This is a genomic window from Pseudarthrobacter sp. PvP004, from assembly GCF_017876035.1.
GTDB classification, from domain to species: domain Bacteria; phylum Actinomycetota; class Actinomycetes; order Actinomycetales; family Micrococcaceae; genus Arthrobacter; species Arthrobacter aurescens_A.
Map to the genome: position 1 here is coordinate 3,348,090 of NZ_JAGINL010000001.1, position 17,255 is coordinate 3,365,344.

At 62.8% G+C, this 17,255-nt stretch carries 17 protein-coding genes; 8 read left to right on the forward strand and 9 right to left on the reverse strand.

Annotation, left to right across the window (positions count from 1 at the left end):
* From J3A64_RS15015 to J3A64_RS15030, 4 genes are read right to left on the reverse strand one after another with little or no spacing between them, the layout of a single operon-like run.
* Positions 1-936 carry a glycine betaine ABC transporter substrate-binding protein gene (locus tag J3A64_RS15015; protein ID WP_210064714.1) on the reverse strand — a complete coding sequence of 312 codons (936 nt, stop codon included), beginning with the start codon at positions 934-936 and terminating at the stop codon, positions 1-3.
* 29 nt (positions 937-965) lie between these two features.
* A complete protein-coding gene (locus J3A64_RS15020; protein ID WP_011773399.1) occupies positions 966-1,751 on the reverse strand; it encodes an ABC transporter permease in 786 nt (261 codons plus the stop codon).
* Complete coding sequence (locus J3A64_RS15025; protein ID WP_011773398.1) at positions 1,748-2,764, reverse strand: ABC transporter ATP-binding protein; 1,017 nt, start codon at positions 2,762-2,764, stop codon at positions 1,748-1,750. The genes J3A64_RS15020 and J3A64_RS15025 overlap by 4 nt, the downstream gene beginning before the upstream one ends.
* Positions 2,757-3,470 carry an ABC transporter permease gene (locus J3A64_RS15030; protein ID WP_011773397.1) on the reverse strand — a complete coding sequence of 238 codons (714 nt, stop codon included), beginning with the start codon at positions 3,468-3,470 and terminating at the stop codon, positions 2,757-2,759. Before J3A64_RS15030 ends, J3A64_RS15025 begins: the two co-directional genes overlap by 8 nt.
* Positions 3,471-3,564: 94 nt before the next feature.
* Here J3A64_RS15030 and J3A64_RS15035 point away from each other — a divergent pair, with 94 nt between their 5' ends.
* Complete coding sequence (locus J3A64_RS15035; protein WP_014920689.1) at positions 3,565-4,470, forward strand: IclR family transcriptional regulator; 906 nt, start codon at positions 3,565-3,567, stop codon at positions 4,468-4,470.
* Positions 4,471-4,477: 7 nt separating this feature from the next.
* On the opposite strand, the gene J3A64_RS15040 is transcribed toward J3A64_RS15035, so the two are convergent.
* Positions 4,478-4,702: a hypothetical protein gene (locus tag J3A64_RS15040; RefSeq protein WP_011773396.1), complete on the reverse strand. Its 225-nt coding sequence runs from the start codon at positions 4,700-4,702 to the stop codon at positions 4,478-4,480.
* Between the two features lie 116 nt (positions 4,703-4,818).
* Here J3A64_RS15040 and J3A64_RS15045 point away from each other — a divergent pair, with 116 nt between their 5' ends.
* The 4 genes from J3A64_RS15045 (at position 4,819) to J3A64_RS15060 (ending at position 7,286) form a co-directional block, all read left to right on the forward strand.
* Positions 4,819-5,280, forward strand: a complete 462-nt coding sequence (locus tag J3A64_RS15045) for a MarR family winged helix-turn-helix transcriptional regulator (RefSeq protein WP_011773395.1) — start codon at positions 4,819-4,821, stop codon at positions 5,278-5,280.
* Positions 5,281-5,393: 113 nt separating this feature from the next.
* On the forward strand, positions 5,394-5,927 hold the full coding sequence (locus tag J3A64_RS15050) for an SSI family serine proteinase inhibitor (protein ID WP_210064716.1): 534 nt from the start codon (positions 5,394-5,396) through the stop codon (positions 5,925-5,927).
* Positions 5,914-6,852 (forward strand): 3-methyladenine DNA glycosylase, encoded by a 939-nt coding sequence (locus tag J3A64_RS15055; protein ID WP_210064717.1) that lies wholly within the window; start codon positions 5,914-5,916, stop codon positions 6,850-6,852. Before J3A64_RS15050 ends, J3A64_RS15055 begins: the two co-directional genes overlap by 14 nt.
* A gap of 29 nt (positions 6,853-6,881) precedes the next feature.
* Positions 6,882-7,286 (forward strand): serine protease inhibitor, encoded by a 405-nt coding sequence (locus tag J3A64_RS15060; RefSeq protein ID WP_011773392.1) that lies wholly within the window; start codon positions 6,882-6,884, stop codon positions 7,284-7,286.
* Positions 7,287-7,376: 90 nt separating this feature from the next.
* On the opposite strand, the gene J3A64_RS15065 is transcribed toward J3A64_RS15060, so the two are convergent.
* Complete coding sequence (locus tag J3A64_RS15065) at positions 7,377-10,496, reverse strand: S8 family serine peptidase (protein WP_210066176.1); 3,120 nt, start codon at positions 10,494-10,496, stop codon at positions 7,377-7,379.
* 316 nt (positions 10,497-10,812) lie between these two features.
* On the reverse strand, positions 10,813-13,749 hold the full coding sequence (locus tag J3A64_RS15070) for an exo-alpha-sialidase (RefSeq protein WP_286176350.1): 2,937 nt from the start codon (positions 13,747-13,749) through the stop codon (positions 10,813-10,815).
* Between the two features lie 209 nt (positions 13,750-13,958).
* Between J3A64_RS15070 and J3A64_RS15075 the strand changes: the two genes are divergently transcribed.
* Both J3A64_RS15075 and J3A64_RS15080 read left to right on the forward strand, forming a co-directional pair.
* Positions 13,959-14,906 carry a phosphoglycerate dehydrogenase gene (locus J3A64_RS15075; RefSeq protein WP_210064719.1) on the forward strand — a complete coding sequence of 316 codons (948 nt, stop codon included), beginning with the start codon at positions 13,959-13,961 and terminating at the stop codon, positions 14,904-14,906.
* 125 nt (positions 14,907-15,031) lie between these two features.
* Complete coding sequence (locus J3A64_RS15080) at positions 15,032-16,000, forward strand: manganese catalase family protein (protein WP_011773388.1); 969 nt, start codon at positions 15,032-15,034, stop codon at positions 15,998-16,000.
* 60 nt (positions 16,001-16,060) lie between these two features.
* On the opposite strand, the gene J3A64_RS15085 is transcribed toward J3A64_RS15080, so the two are convergent.
* On the reverse strand, positions 16,061-16,351 hold the full coding sequence (locus J3A64_RS15085) for a DUF1540 domain-containing protein (protein ID WP_017198375.1): 291 nt from the start codon (positions 16,349-16,351) through the stop codon (positions 16,061-16,063).
* 164 nt (positions 16,352-16,515) lie between these two features.
* Positions 16,516-16,698 carry a hypothetical protein gene (locus J3A64_RS15090; protein WP_011773386.1) on the reverse strand — a complete coding sequence of 61 codons (183 nt, stop codon included), beginning with the start codon at positions 16,696-16,698 and terminating at the stop codon, positions 16,516-16,518.
* A 305-nt stretch (positions 16,699-17,003) separates the two neighbouring features.
* Between J3A64_RS15090 and purS the strand changes: the two genes are divergently transcribed.
* The gene (purS, locus tag J3A64_RS15095) at positions 17,004-17,255 is read left to right on the forward strand and encodes a phosphoribosylformylglycinamidine synthase subunit PurS (protein WP_011773385.1); all 252 of its coding nucleotides are present in this window, start codon (positions 17,004-17,006) and stop codon (positions 17,253-17,255) included.

Consider the following 17,255-nt stretch of genomic DNA (forward strand, 5'->3'; position numbering starts at 1 on the left):
TCAGATCAGTCCTTCGGATTCGAGCCATTCCTTGGCAATGTCTTCCGGGTCTTCGCCATCCACGTCAGCCTTGGCGTTCAGCTGCTGCATGACCTCGGTGGTGAGCTTCGGGGAGACCTTGGCCATAATGTCCGTGATGGCCGGGTACTTGGCGAGGATGTCGGCCTTGACAGTGAGGGCACCTTGGTAAATCGGGAAGAAGTTCTTGTCGTCTTCCATGACCTGAAGCTTCAGCGCGGGAATGCGGCCGTCCGTTTCGAAGACTTCGCCGAAGTTGCAGTCCTGGCCCTTCTGGGTGGCGGTGTAGATGACGCCGGTGTCAAGCATGGAGACCTTGGCGTCGGGGCTCAGACCGTACTCTTTGCGCAGTCCCGGCCAGCCGTCGTCGCGGGTTGAAAACTCACTCTCCACGCAGAAGGTCTGCTCGCTGGCGGGAAGCTTGGCCACGTCCGAGAGGCTCTTGATGCCGAGTTCCTTGGCCTTATCCTCGCGAACGGCGAATGCGTAGGTGTTGTTCAGCGGTGCGGGGTCCAGCCAGGCAATGCCCTTCTTGGCATCGGCATCCTTCACGGCCTTGAACATCTCCGTTTTGTCCTTGATAGGCGTGGTCTGCTTGTTGTAGGTGATCCAGGACGTTCCGGTGTACTCCCAGTAGCCGGCGAACTGGCCGGTCTCGAAAGCCGTGCGGACGTTGGCCGAGCCCACCACGCTGGTGTTGGTGGTGGTGTCTGCGCCGTGGGCGTTCAGGACCTGGCTGGTGATGTGGGACAGGATGAACTGCTCGGAGAAGTCCTTGGCACCGAACACGCCGGTGAGGCCTTCGAGTTCGTTGCTTCCGGCTCCGCTTGACGTGGAGGAGGCCGAGCCGCCGCAGGCGGTGAGGCTGAGGGCCACGGCGACGCCGGTGGAGAGAAGGGTCATTGCGGATTTTTTCATGATGAAAGTCCTTGGGGAAGTAGGAAAAGTCAGATGCCTTTGGGCTTGAGCAGGTCTTCAGCGAGGCCTGCCAGCCAGTCGATGGTGAGGGCGATGCAGGAGACCACCACGGCTCCGGTGATGAGGACGGGCCAGCGCTGGAGTTTCAGGCCGTTGACGATCATGTCGCCCAGGCCGCCGGCGTTGATGAATGTGGCCACTGTGGCGACGCCGACGCAGAACACCAGCGCGGTCCGAAGTCCGGCAATGATCACCGGCACGGCCAAAGGGAGCTCGATGCGGGCCAGCACTTCCAGCGGACGCATGCCCATGCCCTTGGCCGCTTCCGTGAGGCTGGAGTCAACCTGTTGGAGTCCCACCAGGGTGTTCCGGAGGACAGGAAGGACCGAGTAGGCAACCAGGCCTACCAGTGCCACTTCGAAGCCTGTCTTCCACACGATGGCCAGCAGGATCACCAAGCCGATGGCGGGTGTTGCCTGCCCCACGTTGGCAATCCCGAACACCACTGCGTGGACAGCCTTGGAATGCACCCTGCTCAGGGCAATACCTGCCGGGATGGCAATCAGGGACACGATCGCGGACGCCGTGACGGTCAGCAGGAGGTGTTCTCTGGTCCGATCGGCAAGGTAGTCCCAGTTCAGGGTGCGCAACTCAATGGAATCGAGCGTCAGCGAGGAGATCCAGAGGAACAATGCCAGCAATGCGCCCACGATGATCAGCGGTGTTCCGAACCGTTTGAAGGAGAAGTACTTGCCTTTGCGGTTTGAGGCGGTGCCGAAGGACGTGGCCAGATCCCGCGTTGCCTGCGCAGTCATGGCCGCACTCCCCCGGCAAGGGCTGGCGGGAGAATTTCGGCGCCGAGGACAGCGGAGATTCGTTCGATGTCGATGGTTCCCACAGAACTGCCGTTCCGGTCCAGGACCGATACGGGAAGGCCACCGGACAGCACCAAGGCATCCAGCGCGTCCCGCAGGGAGTCGTCCACACCTATGGTCATGGCGGTTTGTCCCCCGGCCGGACCCAGCGCCGCGTGGCCCACAGGGATGAGTCCCAGCCGCTTTAGGGCGGCACCGTGTCCTACGAACTGGGACACATAATCGTTGGCGGGATTGGCTAGGATGTTCGCAGGGGTGTCGAACTGCTCGATCTGGCTTCGTTCGGACAGCACCGCGATCCTGTCGCCGAGCCGAACCGCTTCATCGAAGTCGTGCGTGACGAACACGATGGTCTTGCTCAGTTTCTCCTGCAGGCGCAGGAATTCACTTTGCAGCTTTTCCCGGGTGATGGGATCCGTGGCACCGAAGGGTTCGTCCATGAGCATCACGGGCGGATCCGCGGCCAAGGCCCGCGCAACGCCAACACGCTGTTGCTGCCCGCCGGACAGTTGGCGCGGGTAGCGGGAGGCGAACGTTTTGGGGTCAAGCTCGACGACGGCCAGCAGCTCTTCGACGCGGTCCCGCGTGCGCTTCTTGTCCCAGCCCAGGAGCTTGGGCACCACCGAGATGTTCTCCGCGATGGTCATATGCGGGAACAGGCCGATCTGCTGGATGACGTAGCCGATCCGACGGCGCAGCTCGTTGGGGTTCAGGGACAGGACGTCCTCACCGTCGATGGTGATGGAGCCCGAGCTCGGTTCGATGATCCGGTTGATCATCTTCATGGTGGTGGTCTTGCCGCAGCCGGACGGACCAACGAACATGATCAGTTCGCCTGGTGCGATGTCCATGGAGAAGGATTCGACGGCGGGAATCACCTGACCGGGGTAGGTCTTGGTGACGTCCTTGAGGACGATCCGGGCGCCGGCGGCCGGGGTTGTTGATTCAGACACGAAGTCCCCTTGAGGTAGTAACGCGGCGGATGAGCACGAACGCGCCATCCAGCAGCAGGGCAAGGACAATGACACCGACGGTTCCGACGACGGCGAAGTTCAGGGCGTTCTTGGACCCCAGGCTCGACAGGCCTTTGAAGATCATTTCGCCCAGACCGGGACCACCCACATAAGCAGCGATGGCTGCGATACCCATGGACAGTTGGGCCGAAACACGGACTCCGGTGAGCACTACCGGCCAAGCCATGGGCAGCTGGACCCGGAACAGGGTCTTCACGGTGCCCATCCCCATGCCCAATGCGGATTCGGACACTGCCGGCGGTACTTCGCGCAGCCCCACCACCGTGTTGCGGATGATGGGGAGCAGCGCGTAGAAGGCCAGACCCACAACGGTGGGAGTCCAGCCGAGTCCCAGCACGGGGATAAGGAGTGCCAGGAGCGCCATGGACGGAATGGTCAGGCCAACACCGGCCCCGGCGATGGCCATCGAGCGGCTGATGGGCTTGTTCCACACAAGGACACCGACCCCCACACCGATGACCGTTGCTATCAGCAGGGAAACCAAGACAACCACCAGGTGCTGGGCGGCGGATTCGGCAATGTCTGCCGATCTCTTGACGAGGAACTGTCCAAGGTCGGACAGAAGGGTGTCGTTCAACGTGATCCTCCTTTTCACTTCATTGGGGGTAAGGATCGGGGCCCACATCTCCGTGAGCCATGACACAACCGTAGAGGGGGCGTTCCCTTTTGCGCAATGAATGTTGTTGAAATGTCAACGCCATAACGGTTAGGATCGGAGCGTGATCGGAACAACCAAGGAGCCAGCCGTGAACGGAACACCCATCCCCAGGCGCAATTCCTCGGGCCTCCGCAGGGATTTGGAACTGCTGGAGATCCTGGGCTCCCCGGAGGCCGTGGCCGGAGGGGGGCTCGGAGTAAACAAGGTTGCCGAGATCACCGGGCGGGACAAAGCCCAAGTGTCCCGGACACTTGCCACACTGGCGGAAGCGGGCTTGGTCAGCAGGGACCCGGAGAGCCTGCTCTACACTCTCGGTCACAGCCTCTACGCCTTGGCTGCCCGGACCACCGAGGCTCGTATGGTCAGCGCATCGGCACAATACCTCAAGCGGGTGTCGGCGGCTACTCACGAAACAACGCACCTTTGCGTGCTGCGCGGCGGCACCGTCCTGACCCTCAAGAGTGAAATGTCCAATCACACCTATAGGGCGCTGGGCTGGGAAGGTGTCAGCGTGGACGCCTGGAGCACATCAGCCGGCAGGGTACTCGTCAGCGACTGGGACGACGCCGCCCTGAAGGATTGGTATGACACGCATACCGCCGAAGCCAAGGCCGGGGTTCGGCCTGATCGGCAGGACCTTTCGCCCCTGGCGCTTCAAGCGGGCCAAAGCCCGTCAACAGGGGACCTCACGTCCAAGATCCAAACGTTCGAGGACCTTCGCGCCGAGATCAACCTCATCCGACGGCAGGGTTATGCGGTAGTGGACGAAGAATTCGAACTGGGCGTAGTGGGCGTCTCGGCACCCGTCTACGACTTCAAGCAACGCGTCGTTGCAGCCTTCAATGTCAGCGCGCCCAAGCAGCGGTTTGGACGGCATTTGGATCAAGCGGGGGTGCTGGCCGCGAAGGTTGCCCGGGACTTTTCCGTAGCTCTTGGCGCTTCAACCAACGCCGAAATCCCCCGCTGAGACGGGTTTACCGCAGCGACTTGTCCTCCGGGTTGCGTGGCACCACATAGGTGCTGCCGTCGGGCCGGCGGAGGGTTTCCCATTGCTGCGTCTCAGCCTGGCGCTGGGCGAGCAGTTTCCGGTTGGCGTCGGTCATCTCGTGGTCCAGGGAGCTGCTGTGCGCGGGGCCGAAAATTATCCGGAACTTCCCTGTCGCGCGCATGAATTTCCGAGTGAAGGATTCCTTGGCCACGCGGATCGACTCCTCTTTTAGGCGGTTCAATGAGTCCATAGTACGCTAATAATTAGTGCACTAACTAATCGCCGGGTGTGCGCTAATAGATGAGGCAGCGAGCACAGGAGGCAGCCATGACAGCCGTTGATGAGTCCACCCCTGAGACGGACGACCTCCTTCTGGAACGCCAGCTGTGCTTCGCCCTGACCGTGGCCTCCCGCAGTGTTGTTGGCGTCTACAAGCCTGTGCTGGAGCGTCTTGGACTCACCCATCCCCAGTACTTGGTAATGCTGGCCCTCTGGGAACGGAGCCCCCGGACCCTGAAAGACATCAGCGACAGCCTCCTCCACGAGCCTGCCACTCTCTCCCCTTTGCTGAGGCGTTTGGAGGAAGCCGAGCTGATCACCCGCGAGCGCGTACCCGGCAACGAGCGGGCGTTGGCCGTGAAGCTGACAGATAAAGGTGCCGCACTCCGCGAGCAGGCCACCGCTGTTCCGGGCGAGATCCGCGAGCGCCTGCAACTCAGCCGCGAAGAAGTAGCTGAACTCCACCAGGCCATGACCGGGCTGATCGCCGCCACCCAGCGGAACAACTAGGCGAACCGGACAAACCCGGCAGCGTTGCCCCTAGCCAAGCGCACAGCCTCAGTGGTCTCCTTGAGACGAGCACCGGAACTGCCACGTAAAATGGATGCAGCTTAGGAGATTAGATGCGCATGCGATTTGTTCGGCCCTTACTGGCAGTACTGGCCGTCGCCGGACTCGCCGCATGCTCAGGCAGCCCCACCCCGGGTACTACGGGAAGCGCAACCCAGGCGCCGTCGTCGTCGGCCACCTCCAGCAGCCCAAGCAGCACCGCAACTCCAAGCGCCTCCCCCACCAGCACCTCGGCGGCGCCGGGACAGGGGAACGCGGAGCTCTCCATCACGCTCCTTGATACTCCGGAAGCGGCACCCCAGATGTTCACGCTCGTCTGCACAAACGGCGCGCCGGCAGCTGAGAGCAGCCACCCCTCGGCGGCCGAGGCCTGCACTGCACTCAAGAACAGCCCCTCCCTCCTGAGCCCGGCCCCCACCCGGACGGATCAGGCCTGCACCATGCAGTACGGCGGCCCGGCAACGGCCAAGGTAACCGGCTCCGTGGATGGCAAGGAGGTCAGCGCTTCCTTCAACCGCACGGATGGCTGCCAGATCGGCTTATGGGACGCCGCAAAGAGCGTCCTCGGTTCAGATGGCGGCCTCTAGGCTGCGGCACCTCCCCCAAGCGCAGTGGCTCGGGCTGGAGGCAGCCCATCACGCGCGCGTCGCTCGCTACGCCGATCCCTATCTGGCCCGCCGTTCGGCCGGCAAGAAGCACCCCGTGGAGGACTTCCTCTTCACCTACTACACGCAGAAGCCGGGCCAGCTGCTCCGCTGGCATCCCGGCGACGGCGTGGTCCTCAGCGGCGAACGCGCCTTGGAGCGCGTCGCTTGGAAGTTCTACAGAACGCTCGACGACGGCGAGCTCGCCTCAGTGGGGCTGGCCCCGGACACGCCGGCGGTCACCTTTGATCGGGGCAGCTTCATGACCGATCGCGCCGAGGCTGTCCGCTTTGCGGGAATCATCCTCGGGGGCACGGCCAAGCGACCGGCACAGTTTGGCTGCTTTGGCTTGCACGAGTGGGCCATGGTGTACCGGCAGGAAAAGTTTGAGCTGCGGCACGAGTACCTGCAACTAAGGCTCGGCGGCGATGGCACGGACGCAGTTGTTGAAGAGAACCGCATCCGCTGCTCGCACTTTGACGCTTTCCGCTTCTACACACCCGATGCCATCCCACTGAATGAGCTCACGCCCACCCGCGAGAACCAGCGCAGCATGGAGCAGCCGGGATGCCTGCACGCCAACATGGACCTGTATAAGTGGGCTTACAAGCTGACGCCGGCGCTTCCGAGTGAGCTGGTGATGGACTGCTTCGAACTGTCCTGGCGAATCCGCGCGATGGACATGCAAGCATCTCCCTACGATCTTGAGGAATGGGGCTACCCGCCCATCAGGATTGAGACACCGCAGGGCAAGGCCGAGTACGTTGAATACCAGCGGGCTTTCGCGGCCGAATCCCAGGAGCTGCGGGCCCGTGTGCTCCAGGCAGTAGGGCCGCTCTTGGACGAGCTGAGCGGTTTGGCTGCCTGAGCACCCGCCGCCACCAGCGAAAGGTAACCATGGTTTCCGCAAACACGAGCGACACAAGCACGAGCGAGTACGACGTCGACCTCACAGTCACGCTGACAGAGGCACCTGGCGCTGAGAGCCACGAGTTTTTCCTCCGATCCGCCACCGGCATCCTCTCGCCCGACCCTGACTCGCTGGACTCGAACTTGCCGGACGCACGTGCCGCGCTGGCCGCCGTCGAGCAGTTCGGAGAGGAAATCTTCTTTCCGGAACCCCGCCCGGACCGGATCTGCACGCAGCAGTACGGCGGCCCGCAGGTAGCTGTGGTGGAGGGTTGGTTCCGGGGACGCAAAGTTCACAGCCAGTTCAGCAGGACCGATGGTTGCGAGATCGCCCGTTGGAAGACCTTAGCTGCCTTGTTGGGCAATACAGGGGGCTCAACCGGGGCAAGCTAAGCCCGGCTCGCGCCACCCTTTCCGGCTGCACAACAGCAGTGGCCGGCGGGAACACCCACCGGCCACTGCTGTTTATCGACTCAAAGGGGATCAGCCGGCGTTGTTGCTCTGCGTCGGCTCGTCAGCGCGGATCTTGCCGCGGTGCTTCTTGTCCTTCTTGTCCTTCTTCGGGTCTTCCTCATCAGGAACCACCACGGCTCCGCCCGGGTTGACCAGGACGGTGACGAAGCTCGGCTCGCTGGTTCCTGCGAAGGTCAGACGACCAATGTAGGAACCGGGTTCAAGGTTCTTCCAGTTCAGCGAAATCTGACCGGTCTTGCCGTTGGCGAGGCGGATCGGATTCGGCGTCACGGAGGCGTTGCCCTGATTGGCGCCCAGGACCGCGGCATCAACAGTTGCCTTGGTGGCCTGGTTGTTGGGGCTCGCGTACAGGTTGGCGTAGACGTAGTAGTCGCCTGCTGCCGGGTTGGGCACGGACAGGGTTTCGCTTGCTGAGGCGGTGGCGGCCGGCAGTTGCTGACCGGACGGGGTGACCACCAGCATGTCGAAGTCCGCGGCCTCGTTGGAGGAGATGACCGAGAACTTAGCAAGGGCGCTGCCCTCACCAACGGTGACCTTCTTCACATAGTTGGACGCATTGGTCTCGCCCGCGAACGGACCGGGAACCAGCTCGACTGCAGAGGAATCGGCCTTGGAAAGACCATCAATGGTCACACCCACCGGCAGGTTGGTGCCTGAGGTGATGTTGATGGTTCCGGAGCCGTTGGGGCCCGTTCCGGTGAAGGCCAACGCCTTATCCGCGATGACTGACTGCGGCCGCACTGCGATGGGCGAGGTGACGGTCTTGTTGGCACCCTGCCAGTTCAGCGAACCCATGGCGAACTTGCCCAGGGCAGCGTTGTTGTTTTCGAACTGAACCTTGAAGGTCTTCTTCTCGCCGGGAGCCCCGAAGGTTAGGACTGACGGTGTGACTTTGACGTTGACACCGGGGACGTTGACTGACGCCCGGTATGTTCCCGGAGTCAGTGCCGTCAGGGTACGAGTGACCTCGATCTTGCCGGCCAGGTTGCCCAGGGCGAAGGAAGGTACGTTCATGTCGCGTGCCTGGGTGGTGCCCAGCCCTTCCATGCCCAGGTCCATGCCTGTGCCTTGGATGAACTTCAGGTAGTCCTCGGTGGTGGCGTCGTACACGAGGCCCGGTGAGAGTACCTTCGCAGGATCCACCTGCCCGGCACCGGTGGCAAAAACGTCCTTGTTGACGGCGCCGTTGGCCAGCTTGACCGGACCAGCGGTGGTCATCATGGCGGACTTCACGGTGGCCGGGGACCACTGGGGGTTCTTGGCCAGGATCAGCGCGCCGAAACCGGCAACGTGCGGGGAAGCCATGGACGTTCCGGAGAGGAAGCCGAAGTTGTCCCCTCCGGTTCCGATCGGCGAAACGCCTGCGAGGATCGCGACGCCCGGCGCGGACACGTCAGGCTTCAACAGGTCCGAGTCCGTGGCGAGCAGCGGACCGCGGGAGGAGAATCCGGCGATCTGCGGCTGCGCTTCAGCAGGCAGGCCCGTGGTGTCCCGGTTTAGCAGGGACACGGTGATGGCCGGGTTGGCCGTGACCTTGTCCTTGATGGTCTGCGTGGCGGGCGGGTTCACGTGGACCGTGGGAATAATGTGCTTATCGGTGTCCAGCGATGAATCAGTCAGGTTCACCAGGATCATGCCAACGCCACCCCCGCGCAGAACCTCCGCGCTCTTGGCGGTCCGGTCAACAACGCCGCGGTCACAGACAACAACCTTGCCGGCTACCTTGGCCGGGTCCAGCGAGCCCGGGGCGCAGAGTGCCGCGTTGCCTTCACCGCTTGCGGCGTTGGTGGAAAGCACGACGCCGGCCCCGGTCACCTCGCGGTTCATGATGGACGCTCCGCGGAATTTGCTGCCATCGGAGAACTCAACAGTGCCCTGGAGCTCTTGCGAGAAGGAGGTGGCGGCTACGGTAGTCAACCACGGCGCTCCATGGTTCACGGTGCTGGCGGTCGGTCCGGAGTTGCCGGCCGAGGTTGCCACGAAGATGCCTGCGGAAGCGGCTGACAGGAATGCCAACGACACAGGATCCGTGGTGGACGTGGTTGAACCGGAGATGGAGTAGTTCAGGACATCCACGCCGTCCAGGATGGCTTGTTCGATTGCATCCACGGAAGCGGAGCCGTAGCAGCCGCCGGTGGCGGGATCGGTGTCTTCCCAGCAGACCTTATATACGGAGAGCTTGGCGGCGGGTGCGATGCCGCTGGTTGTTCCGAAGCTGCGGCCATCTACGACGGCGTCAACGTTGGCGTTGCCCGCTGCCGTGCTGGCTGTGTGGGTGCCGTGGCTGTCCACGTCCACGGGTGAAATGACTTCTTCCTGGGCACGGTTTTCCGGCGGAACTGTTTCGAGGAAGGCGTCCGCGAAGTAGTGGGTGCTGAGGACCTTGGAGTTGCAGGCGCTGCCGTCGTAATCCGCGCCGGTATCGGTACCTGGCTGGCATTCGCCGACGAAAGTATCGCCGTCGGCTTTGAGCATGGCGATCTTGCCGTCGGCGGTGCGGTAGGGAACGCCGACCTGGGGGTTGCCCACCAGCGGACCAACGGGCTCACCGGCGAAGAACGGGTTGGACGGGGTGTAGCCGGTGTCGATTACGCCAACAACGGTGCCCTTGCCGGCGTTGTCCTGGCCGCCGTACTGCGTAGCCCAGGTTCCGTTGGGGCCGCTGAGCTTGAGGAAGTCGGTAGTGGAGTAGTCCGGAGCGTACTGCGTATCCGGCGCCACCATGAGGACCTTGGGATCCTTGGCGAGGTTGATTGCTTGGTCTGCCGTAAGGGTGGCACTGAAGCCGTTAACGGCAGTGGTGAAGTCACGCTTGATGGTGACGTTTTCCTGCTGGGCGACTTCCTGCTGCTTCTGTTGGAGGTGCTGCTGGTATTGCTTCACCTCGGCACTGTCGACGTCCAGTTTCTTGCCCTCTTCGGGCTTGGTGGGCGCAAGGCCCGCCGTGCCGCCGTCGTATGTGGCTGCAGGCTTCTCGGCAAGGACCACCATGTAACGGCCGTCCTTGTAGGAGCCGGGGTCAAGGTTCTTCTTGGCCACGCCTGCAACATTCCCGGGCGCCTCCGGGGCGGGAGCGGCCTGGGCCGGCATCGCCATGGACGAGAGCAGCAACGGCAGGCCGACGGCCATCGCCGCCGCCTTCCGGAGTCCCCCGCTTCTGACGAAGCTCTTTCCTTGTGATTTCACGAGTGGTTGCACCTTTCACTGAGGGAGGACCGGGCTCCATCGCCCAGGCCTGTCAACTTTCAGTTGGTTGAACCTTTGACAGTTCTTGTCAAAGCCGCGCAACCAGCCGAGTCACAGAGTACCTAGTGATAGCCGAATATGACATACAGCACATTTCAAGATTTTTGTCTTGTCACAACAAGGGTGATTCGTCATGGAATGACAAACGGCGGACCGCAGGAGAGTCCTGCGATCCGCCGCCTGCTTCCGAGCCACATGGCTAGCCCTTGGGGGTCACCTGCAGGCGGTCGAAGGAGACTTGGCCGCCGTCCTTGTCCAGGACCACCGCGTCATCCCGGCCGTTCTTCACGTCCGACGGAAGAATGAACTCCACGGCGTTATCCGTGGTGGGGAAAATCCATCCGAGCCGGTAGCCCGTCTTATTCAAGTACACGTAGTACCAATTCCCGTACTCCAAGCCCTTGAGCACTACCTTCTGGCCCGTGCGGTACTTATCCGCAGTCCCGAGGTCCGTCGGCGGCGTGCCCAACTCCTGGACAGTCAGTGTCGGCACAGAGTCTGGACGCGCTGGCTGAACGGCGAGCGCCAGCGGGTCACTCCCGGCTGCGGCCGCAACTGCCCGGGAACCATTCCAGGCCGTCGCTTCAAACGAGACAGCACCCAAACTCCCCGCAGCAACGTCCGCGGCTGTCAGCACACGCTCTCGTGTAGCCGTAACGGTGTCACCGGCAGGCAGCGTGGCCGCCGAGATGCCGGCGTCGGGCGCCTCCAATCCGGTCACTGCGACGTTCCCGGCGTTGCCCACCGTGTACGTGTACGTCACGGGATCGCCGACGCTCGCGAAGCGGTCGCCGTCAGCGTCGCTCCACTCGGCAGACACGGTTCCCTCCAGCTTGGGCTCGCGAACCTTGAGGTCCACTTCGCCGCCGTCCACCGTAATGGTCTTGGTGCTTTGACCGGCCGAGCTGACCTCCCAGGTGGTCTTCGGAATGAAGAAACCCTGCTCGGCTTCTTCAGCGGTCACGGTGTGGCGCGGGGTGGCACACTGGTAGCTTTGGCCGGCCGGGAGCACGCTGTAGCGGCAGTTGCCGGGCCCTTCCGGCAGGAACGGGCTGAAGTTACCGGCTGTGGGGACCACCTTCTCCACCAGCGGACTCGTGTTCTTCACCGTGAAGGCATATGGGACCTGGTCGCCGGCCGCGTATGGCTGGGTTGCCAGATCACGTCCGACGTCGGCGCGCGCCCCGCTGATATCGGCCGTCAGCAGGCCGTCACGCAAGGCCACCGCAGCGCCGGTGAACGGTACCGTTTTGGTGAGCGACGGCGTCGAGCTTGCCGTGATGCTGAAGCTGGCCTCCGGCACGAAATAGCCGCGTTGGATGTCGGCTGCCGTGATCACGTGCTTGGCGGTGGTGCAGGTGTAGCTGGCACCTGCGGCCAGATTGTTGAACCGGCAGTTGGGGGCCGACGGCGGCAGGAACCCGGAGTCGAACGTCCCGGAAACCGGTACTGAATTGGCCGTGACGTTGGCGGTGCTCTTGACGTTGAGCGAGTAGCTGAGAACGTCGCCCATCTGGTAGGGGCTGGCCACGACATCGCGGGCGGGTGCCGTCCCGGTAATGGCGAGGCCTACCTGCGGAGCTGCCGGCACCGTTGCGGTGAAGGTGAACTGCGAAACCCGGCCGTTCGCCGTCGTGAAGGCTGCATTGAGGTTCTGCGGACCGCTGGCGTTGGCCGGTGCCGTTAGGGCAACGTTGACGGTCACCGAAGCGCCGGGGGCGACGTCGGGAACCGGCACCGTGGTGGCCGACCAGCCGCTGGGTGTGTAGACGGTGGCGCTGGCGCCCGAAAGTGTGGCGGCTTCCTGGTTGGTGACAGTCACGGGCACCTGCTGGGTGGCCCCCTGCGCGGTGGTGACAGCCGGGACAGCCAGCGGGGCACAGACGTAGTTCAGCCAGGCGTCGTCGAACTTCGCGAACGGCATGTTGTCCGTGTAGTTGCCCTCGTAGAGCACACCGAACTTATCGTTTTCCAGGCGGGTGACCGTGGAGTAGGCGGAGAAACCCGAACGGATGGTGCGGACGCCCGGCCAGGTGGCGCCGTCGTCACAGGAGACCCTGGCCGAGACGTTTTCGCGGCCGGTCTTGGAGTTCGCGTTGGTGAAGATGAGCTTCTTGGCATCAGCCGAGCCCTGCGCAGCGTTGGGGAACATCCGCGCAATGGCGCCGTTGTTGGCGGGATCCGGGAGTTCGGTGTCCTGCGTGACCGGGCCATACGTGGCGCCGCCGTCCGTGGAAATGGCCACCTTGCGGTAGCCCTGGTTGGCGTTGTCCCGTGAGTTCAGGAGCACGCGGCCGTCGGAAAGTTCCACGGTTTTGTTCTCATCCATGCGGTCCCCGACGTTGGCGCCCTTGTGCCAGGTGGCGCCATGGTCATCGGAGTAAACGGAGTATGCCTGGATCTTGTTGGTGCCGTCCGTCTGGCGGATATCGCCGGCGAACTGCTGGATCAGGCGGCCCTTGTATTGGCCGTACTTGAGCTGGATGCCTTCGCCGGAGGATGCGAAGTTGGACCTGACATCGCCGGCAACAGGGCTGGTCTTGCTGGTGCCCGGCTTGGTGACGTTGGTGATGAGTCGGGGCTGGCTCCACGTGACGCCGCCGTCCGAGGACTCGATAACTGCCGAGGAGATCACAGTCCTGTCGGCGTCATTGTTGCCGAATTGGCTGCCGCCGAAGCCCTGGTCCTTGGAGTACACGAAGAAGGCTAAGACCTTGCCGGCTTCGGCATCGTAAATGTAGGAGGGGTCGCTGTATCCGTATTTGGGTCCGCTGGCATCGCCAACATGTCCCGCGGCGATGACGGTAACGGGTCCCCACGTCTGGCCGCCGTCGGTGCTGCGGCGCTGCACGATCGAGTTCGGGTTGGGGGCATCCGCGGCCGAGCCCGGACGCCCGTCCCAGGCCGCGAGCACCACGTTGTTGCCCAGATAGGTCAGGGCCGGAATCCGGTAGAAGAAGTTGGCGGCCGTACGGTCAGCGCCGATGTTGGCCTCGGTGAATGTACCGGGAGCTGCCGCGGGGTTGCTGGGCGGAATGGGTGCAGCGGTGGCGGGAAGGCCCAAGCCGGCCAGAAGGCCCAGGCTGACGGTGCCGACGGCGGCGATGCGGGCGAGAGGTGATGAAGAGGATCTCAAATCCGATGTCCTTTCGAAACTGCTTCGAGCGGGAGGATGCGAAACGACGACGTGGAGATTACTTGTGTTACGTGCCACGTCGAACGTCCTACAACCATAGGGTGTCAGTCGTCACATTGCTAGAGATGAATCGCAGTAGCCTCTCCGAGCTTGGTGAAGCGATAGCCTCGAGAGCGCAAACACCCGCCACATTTACCCTTGGAGCCCCCGTGAAAATCCTCGTCCCGGACACCATCGAACTGGACCTCGCCCATCTGGTTGCCGCGGGTGACGATGTGGTGGTTTACGCGGTGGACAAGCCCGTCCCCAGCGAACACCGTGACGCTGAGGTGCTGGTGGTGTGGCGGAACACCTCGGAGAACTTGTCCGACGCCGCTAAGGAAATGTCCGCCCTCAGGTTGGTGCAGACGCTCGCAGCGGGCCCGGATTCAGTGCTGGCAGCGGGCTTCGCGGACAACGTGGCCATCACGTCCGGCCGCTCACTGCACGACGGCCCCGTCGCCGAACACGCACTTGCCCTGATTCTGGCCACAGTGCGCCGCCTGGACCAGCTGATGGAGTCCCAGAAGGCCTCGTCCTGGAACCAGGCATATAACGCAGCCCAGTCCGTGCCTGACACTGAGCACCTTTACACGCTCGACGGCGCCAAGGTCACCATTTGGGGCTTCGGTTCAATTGCCGGGCGGCTCGCTCCCCTGCTGGCCGCACTGGGTGCAAAGGTCACCGGCGTCGCCAGCTCCAAGGGCGAGCGCCATGGCTTCCCGGTGGTGGCCGAGGACGAATTCCCCGATGTCCTGCGCACCACGGACGTCCTGGTCTCCATCCTGCCGGCCACTCAGGACACCGCGGATGCCCTGAACGAAGAAATCCTCCGCAGCCTCCCGGCCAGCGCAGTCTTCGTGAACGTTGGCCGTGGAGCCACCGTTGACGAAGAGGCCTTGATTGCCGCACTGGAAGAGGGCAGGCTGCGGGCGGCCGCCCTGGACGTCACCAAGGACGAGCCGCTGCCCGCCGATTCCAAACTTTGGAGCGCCCCCAACCTGATTATCACTCCCCATGTGGCAGGCAACCGCCCCAAGGGGTCGGCCAAGCTGGTCACAGCCAACATCTCCGCACTGAGGGACGGCAAGCCACTAACCAACAAAGTTGCGGGCTAAGCAATCCCCAATTCCTCACGGAATTCCTTGCATTGAAATAGTAAGCATGCTTATTGTAATGATTCCGGGGTGGCCAGCAGAGGGTTTCCATCCCACGCATAGCATGAGACAACGTGAGGAAACGTATGTACCTGCACACCCAGCTTCTCATCAATGAAATCGCTGCAGACGAGCCAGATCCCGCAGCCGCCAACGCCCTCCAGGAAGGCCTCGGCGGACAATTCGGCGAGATGCGCACCATGATGCAGTACCTCTTCCAAAGCATGAACTTCCGGGGCGACGCCGCCTCGAAGCCCTACAAGGACCTCCTCCAGGGCATCGGCACTGAGGAGATCAGCCACGTGGAGCTCATTGGAACCACCATTTCCCAGCTCTTGGACGGCTCGCCGCGCTACCAGGGGAAGAAGTCCGATCCTGTGGACCAGCCGGGTGCCGGCGGAGCCACTCCCCTGAAGATCGCGCTGGACACCAGCAACATCCACCACTATCTGGTGGGTGCCCAGGGTGCCCTGCCCGTGGACGCCGCGGGCAATCCGTGGAGCGGATCCTACGTCTACAACAGTGGCAACCTGGTGCTGGACCTGCTCTACAACCTGATGCTTGAGTCAACGGGCAGGCTCCAGAAGTGCCGTATCTACGAGATGACGGAAAACAAGACGGCGCGCTCCACCATCGCGTACCTGATCGTTCGCGACCAAGCCCACGAGAATGCTTACGCCAAGGCCTTGGAGAGCCTGGGCGTGAACTGGGGCAAGGTCCTCCCCATCCCAAAGACCAACGCTGAGCAGTTCCCCGAGGTGAAGAAGCTGCTGGACAAGGGTCTCCAGAGCATCCAGTACACCTTCAGCGCCGACAACCTCAGCGAAGCAGGGAAGCTCTACCGCGGAGCGTCGCCCTCCAATGACGGCACCGAGCTGAGCACGGACGTCATGCCCGAAGGATTCCCGATCACCATTTCTCCGGAACGCAAGGAAGAGTTTGCTCCCGGCCTGGACCCGGAGCTGCTGGCCTTGATCCAGGCCACGGCAGAGCAGGAAATGAAGGAAGCCGATAGCCCCAAGGAAGCCAAGCCTGCGGCAACCAAGAAGAAATAGCGGACACAAAAGGGTCCCCGCCTCAACCGAGGCGGGGACCCTTTTGGTCGTCAGGAAATATCAGGCGTGCTCGTACGTCAGGCAGTCAGCGGCCTCACGGCCGGGGCCAACCTTGACGTCGTGTGCTTCGCACATGAGGTTGTTGTTGTGGACGCATTCGGAGCGCTGGCAAGCGCCAACGTGGGCAAGAACCTTGGGAAGGCCACCCATGGCATTCGTGTCAATGAACGTAGCGCAGGAGGCGTGGTCCTGGCTGCCACCGATGGTGATTCCGAATGCGGTGCATCCGTTGTGGTTGAATCCGCACGTGCCAACGCTACAGGCGGATACTTCGGCAATGTGTTCGGTCATTGTTCCTCCTGGTGTGGGTCCTGAAAGGTACCGGGGCTTTACCCCTGGTGTACTTCCAAACTACGCCGAAACCACGCCTTTTAACCGCTTTGAATAGCGCATTTGTATGTGCCCTAATCCGCGTCATTCCGCCGGAAAACAGCCACTCGGAGGTTAGGTCCTGCTTACTTTGGCGTGCGCAGGGCGTCGCTGATTTTGGCTCGCGTTTCCTTATCCAAGGGCGCGGTGACGCGATGCTCCCGTGCCGCCCGGTCAGCCATGATCTTTTGGATGACCATTCGGCCCAGACCTGCAAAAACGGCTGCGGCCACAACGCCCAGCACCATCGATTTCGGTTTCTCAGCCATGCCGCAATCCTAGTGACGCCCGCCACGCAGGGAAAGTGCCGCCGTCGAGCCGCCAATTGAGGCTTTTTCCCCCGCCGCGGCGGGGTGTCCTCGCGCAATCCGGCTGAATAGGGTATGCGCGCCGCTCCCGGTAGAATGGGTGTGCAAGCTCGCGGAGCGCCCCCCATGCCGTTCAAACATTGCAGTTCACAACCGTGTTTAACCTGTGTTCATAACGCTGTTTGAATGCGGCTGAACGGCGTGAGACGGCACCTCCGCGGCAGCCTTATTTAAGGTTCACCCAACTCACGCACAGGAGTTACCGGATGCCCCGGATCGTCGTTGACGTCATGCCCAAGCCCGAGATTCTGGACCCCCAGGGGAAGGCCATCGTGGGTGCTCTGCCCCGCCTCGGCTTCAACAGCTTCAGCGCAGTCCGCCAGGGCAAGCGCTTCGAACTGACCGTCGACGGCGAGGTGACCGACGCTATCCTGGCCCAGGCCCGTGAAGCTGCTGAGACTCTTCTGTCCAACCCGGTGATCGAGGATGTTGTCAACGTCGAGGTCGTCGAGGCCTGA

Bases quoted from the DNA above. Each gene is read 5' to 3' on its own strand.
- J3A64_RS15060 (WP_011773392.1), top strand. From the start codon at position 6,882: ATGGTTTCCGCAAACACGAGCGACACAAGCACGAGCGAGTACGACGTC.
- J3A64_RS15055 (WP_210064717.1), top strand. From the start codon at position 5,914: ATGGCGGCCTCTAGGCTGCGGCACCTCCCCCAAGCGCAGTGGCTCGGG.
- J3A64_RS15050 (WP_210064716.1), top strand. From the start codon at position 5,394: ATGCGCATGCGATTTGTTCGGCCCTTACTGGCAGTACTGGCCGTCGCC.
- purS (WP_011773385.1), top strand. From the start codon at position 17,004: ATGCCCCGGATCGTCGTTGACGTCATGCCCAAGCCCGAGATTCTGGAC.
- J3A64_RS15015 (WP_210064714.1), bottom strand. From the start codon at position 936: ATGAAAAAATCCGCAATGACCCTTCTCTCCACCGGCGTCGCCGTGGCC.
- J3A64_RS15085 (WP_017198375.1), bottom strand. From the start codon at position 16,351: ATGACCGAACACATTGCCGAAGTATCCGCCTGTAGCGTTGGCACGTGC.
- J3A64_RS15065 (WP_210066176.1), bottom strand. From the start codon at position 10,496: ATGGCCGTCGGCCTGCCGTTGCTGCTCTCGTCCATGGCGATGCCGGCC.
- J3A64_RS15090 (WP_011773386.1), bottom strand. From the start codon at position 16,698: ATGGCTGAGAAACCGAAATCGATGGTGCTGGGCGTTGTGGCCGCAGCC.
- J3A64_RS15045 (WP_011773395.1), top strand. From the start codon at position 4,819: ATGACAGCCGTTGATGAGTCCACCCCTGAGACGGACGACCTCCTTCTG.
- J3A64_RS15020 (WP_011773399.1), bottom strand. From the start codon at position 1,751: ATGACTGCGCAGGCAACGCGGGATCTGGCCACGTCCTTCGGCACCGCC.
- J3A64_RS15080 (WP_011773388.1), top strand. From the start codon at position 15,032: ATGTACCTGCACACCCAGCTTCTCATCAATGAAATCGCTGCAGACGAG.
- J3A64_RS15030 (WP_011773397.1), bottom strand. From the start codon at position 3,470: ATGTGGGCCCCGATCCTTACCCCCAATGAAGTGAAAAGGAGGATCACG.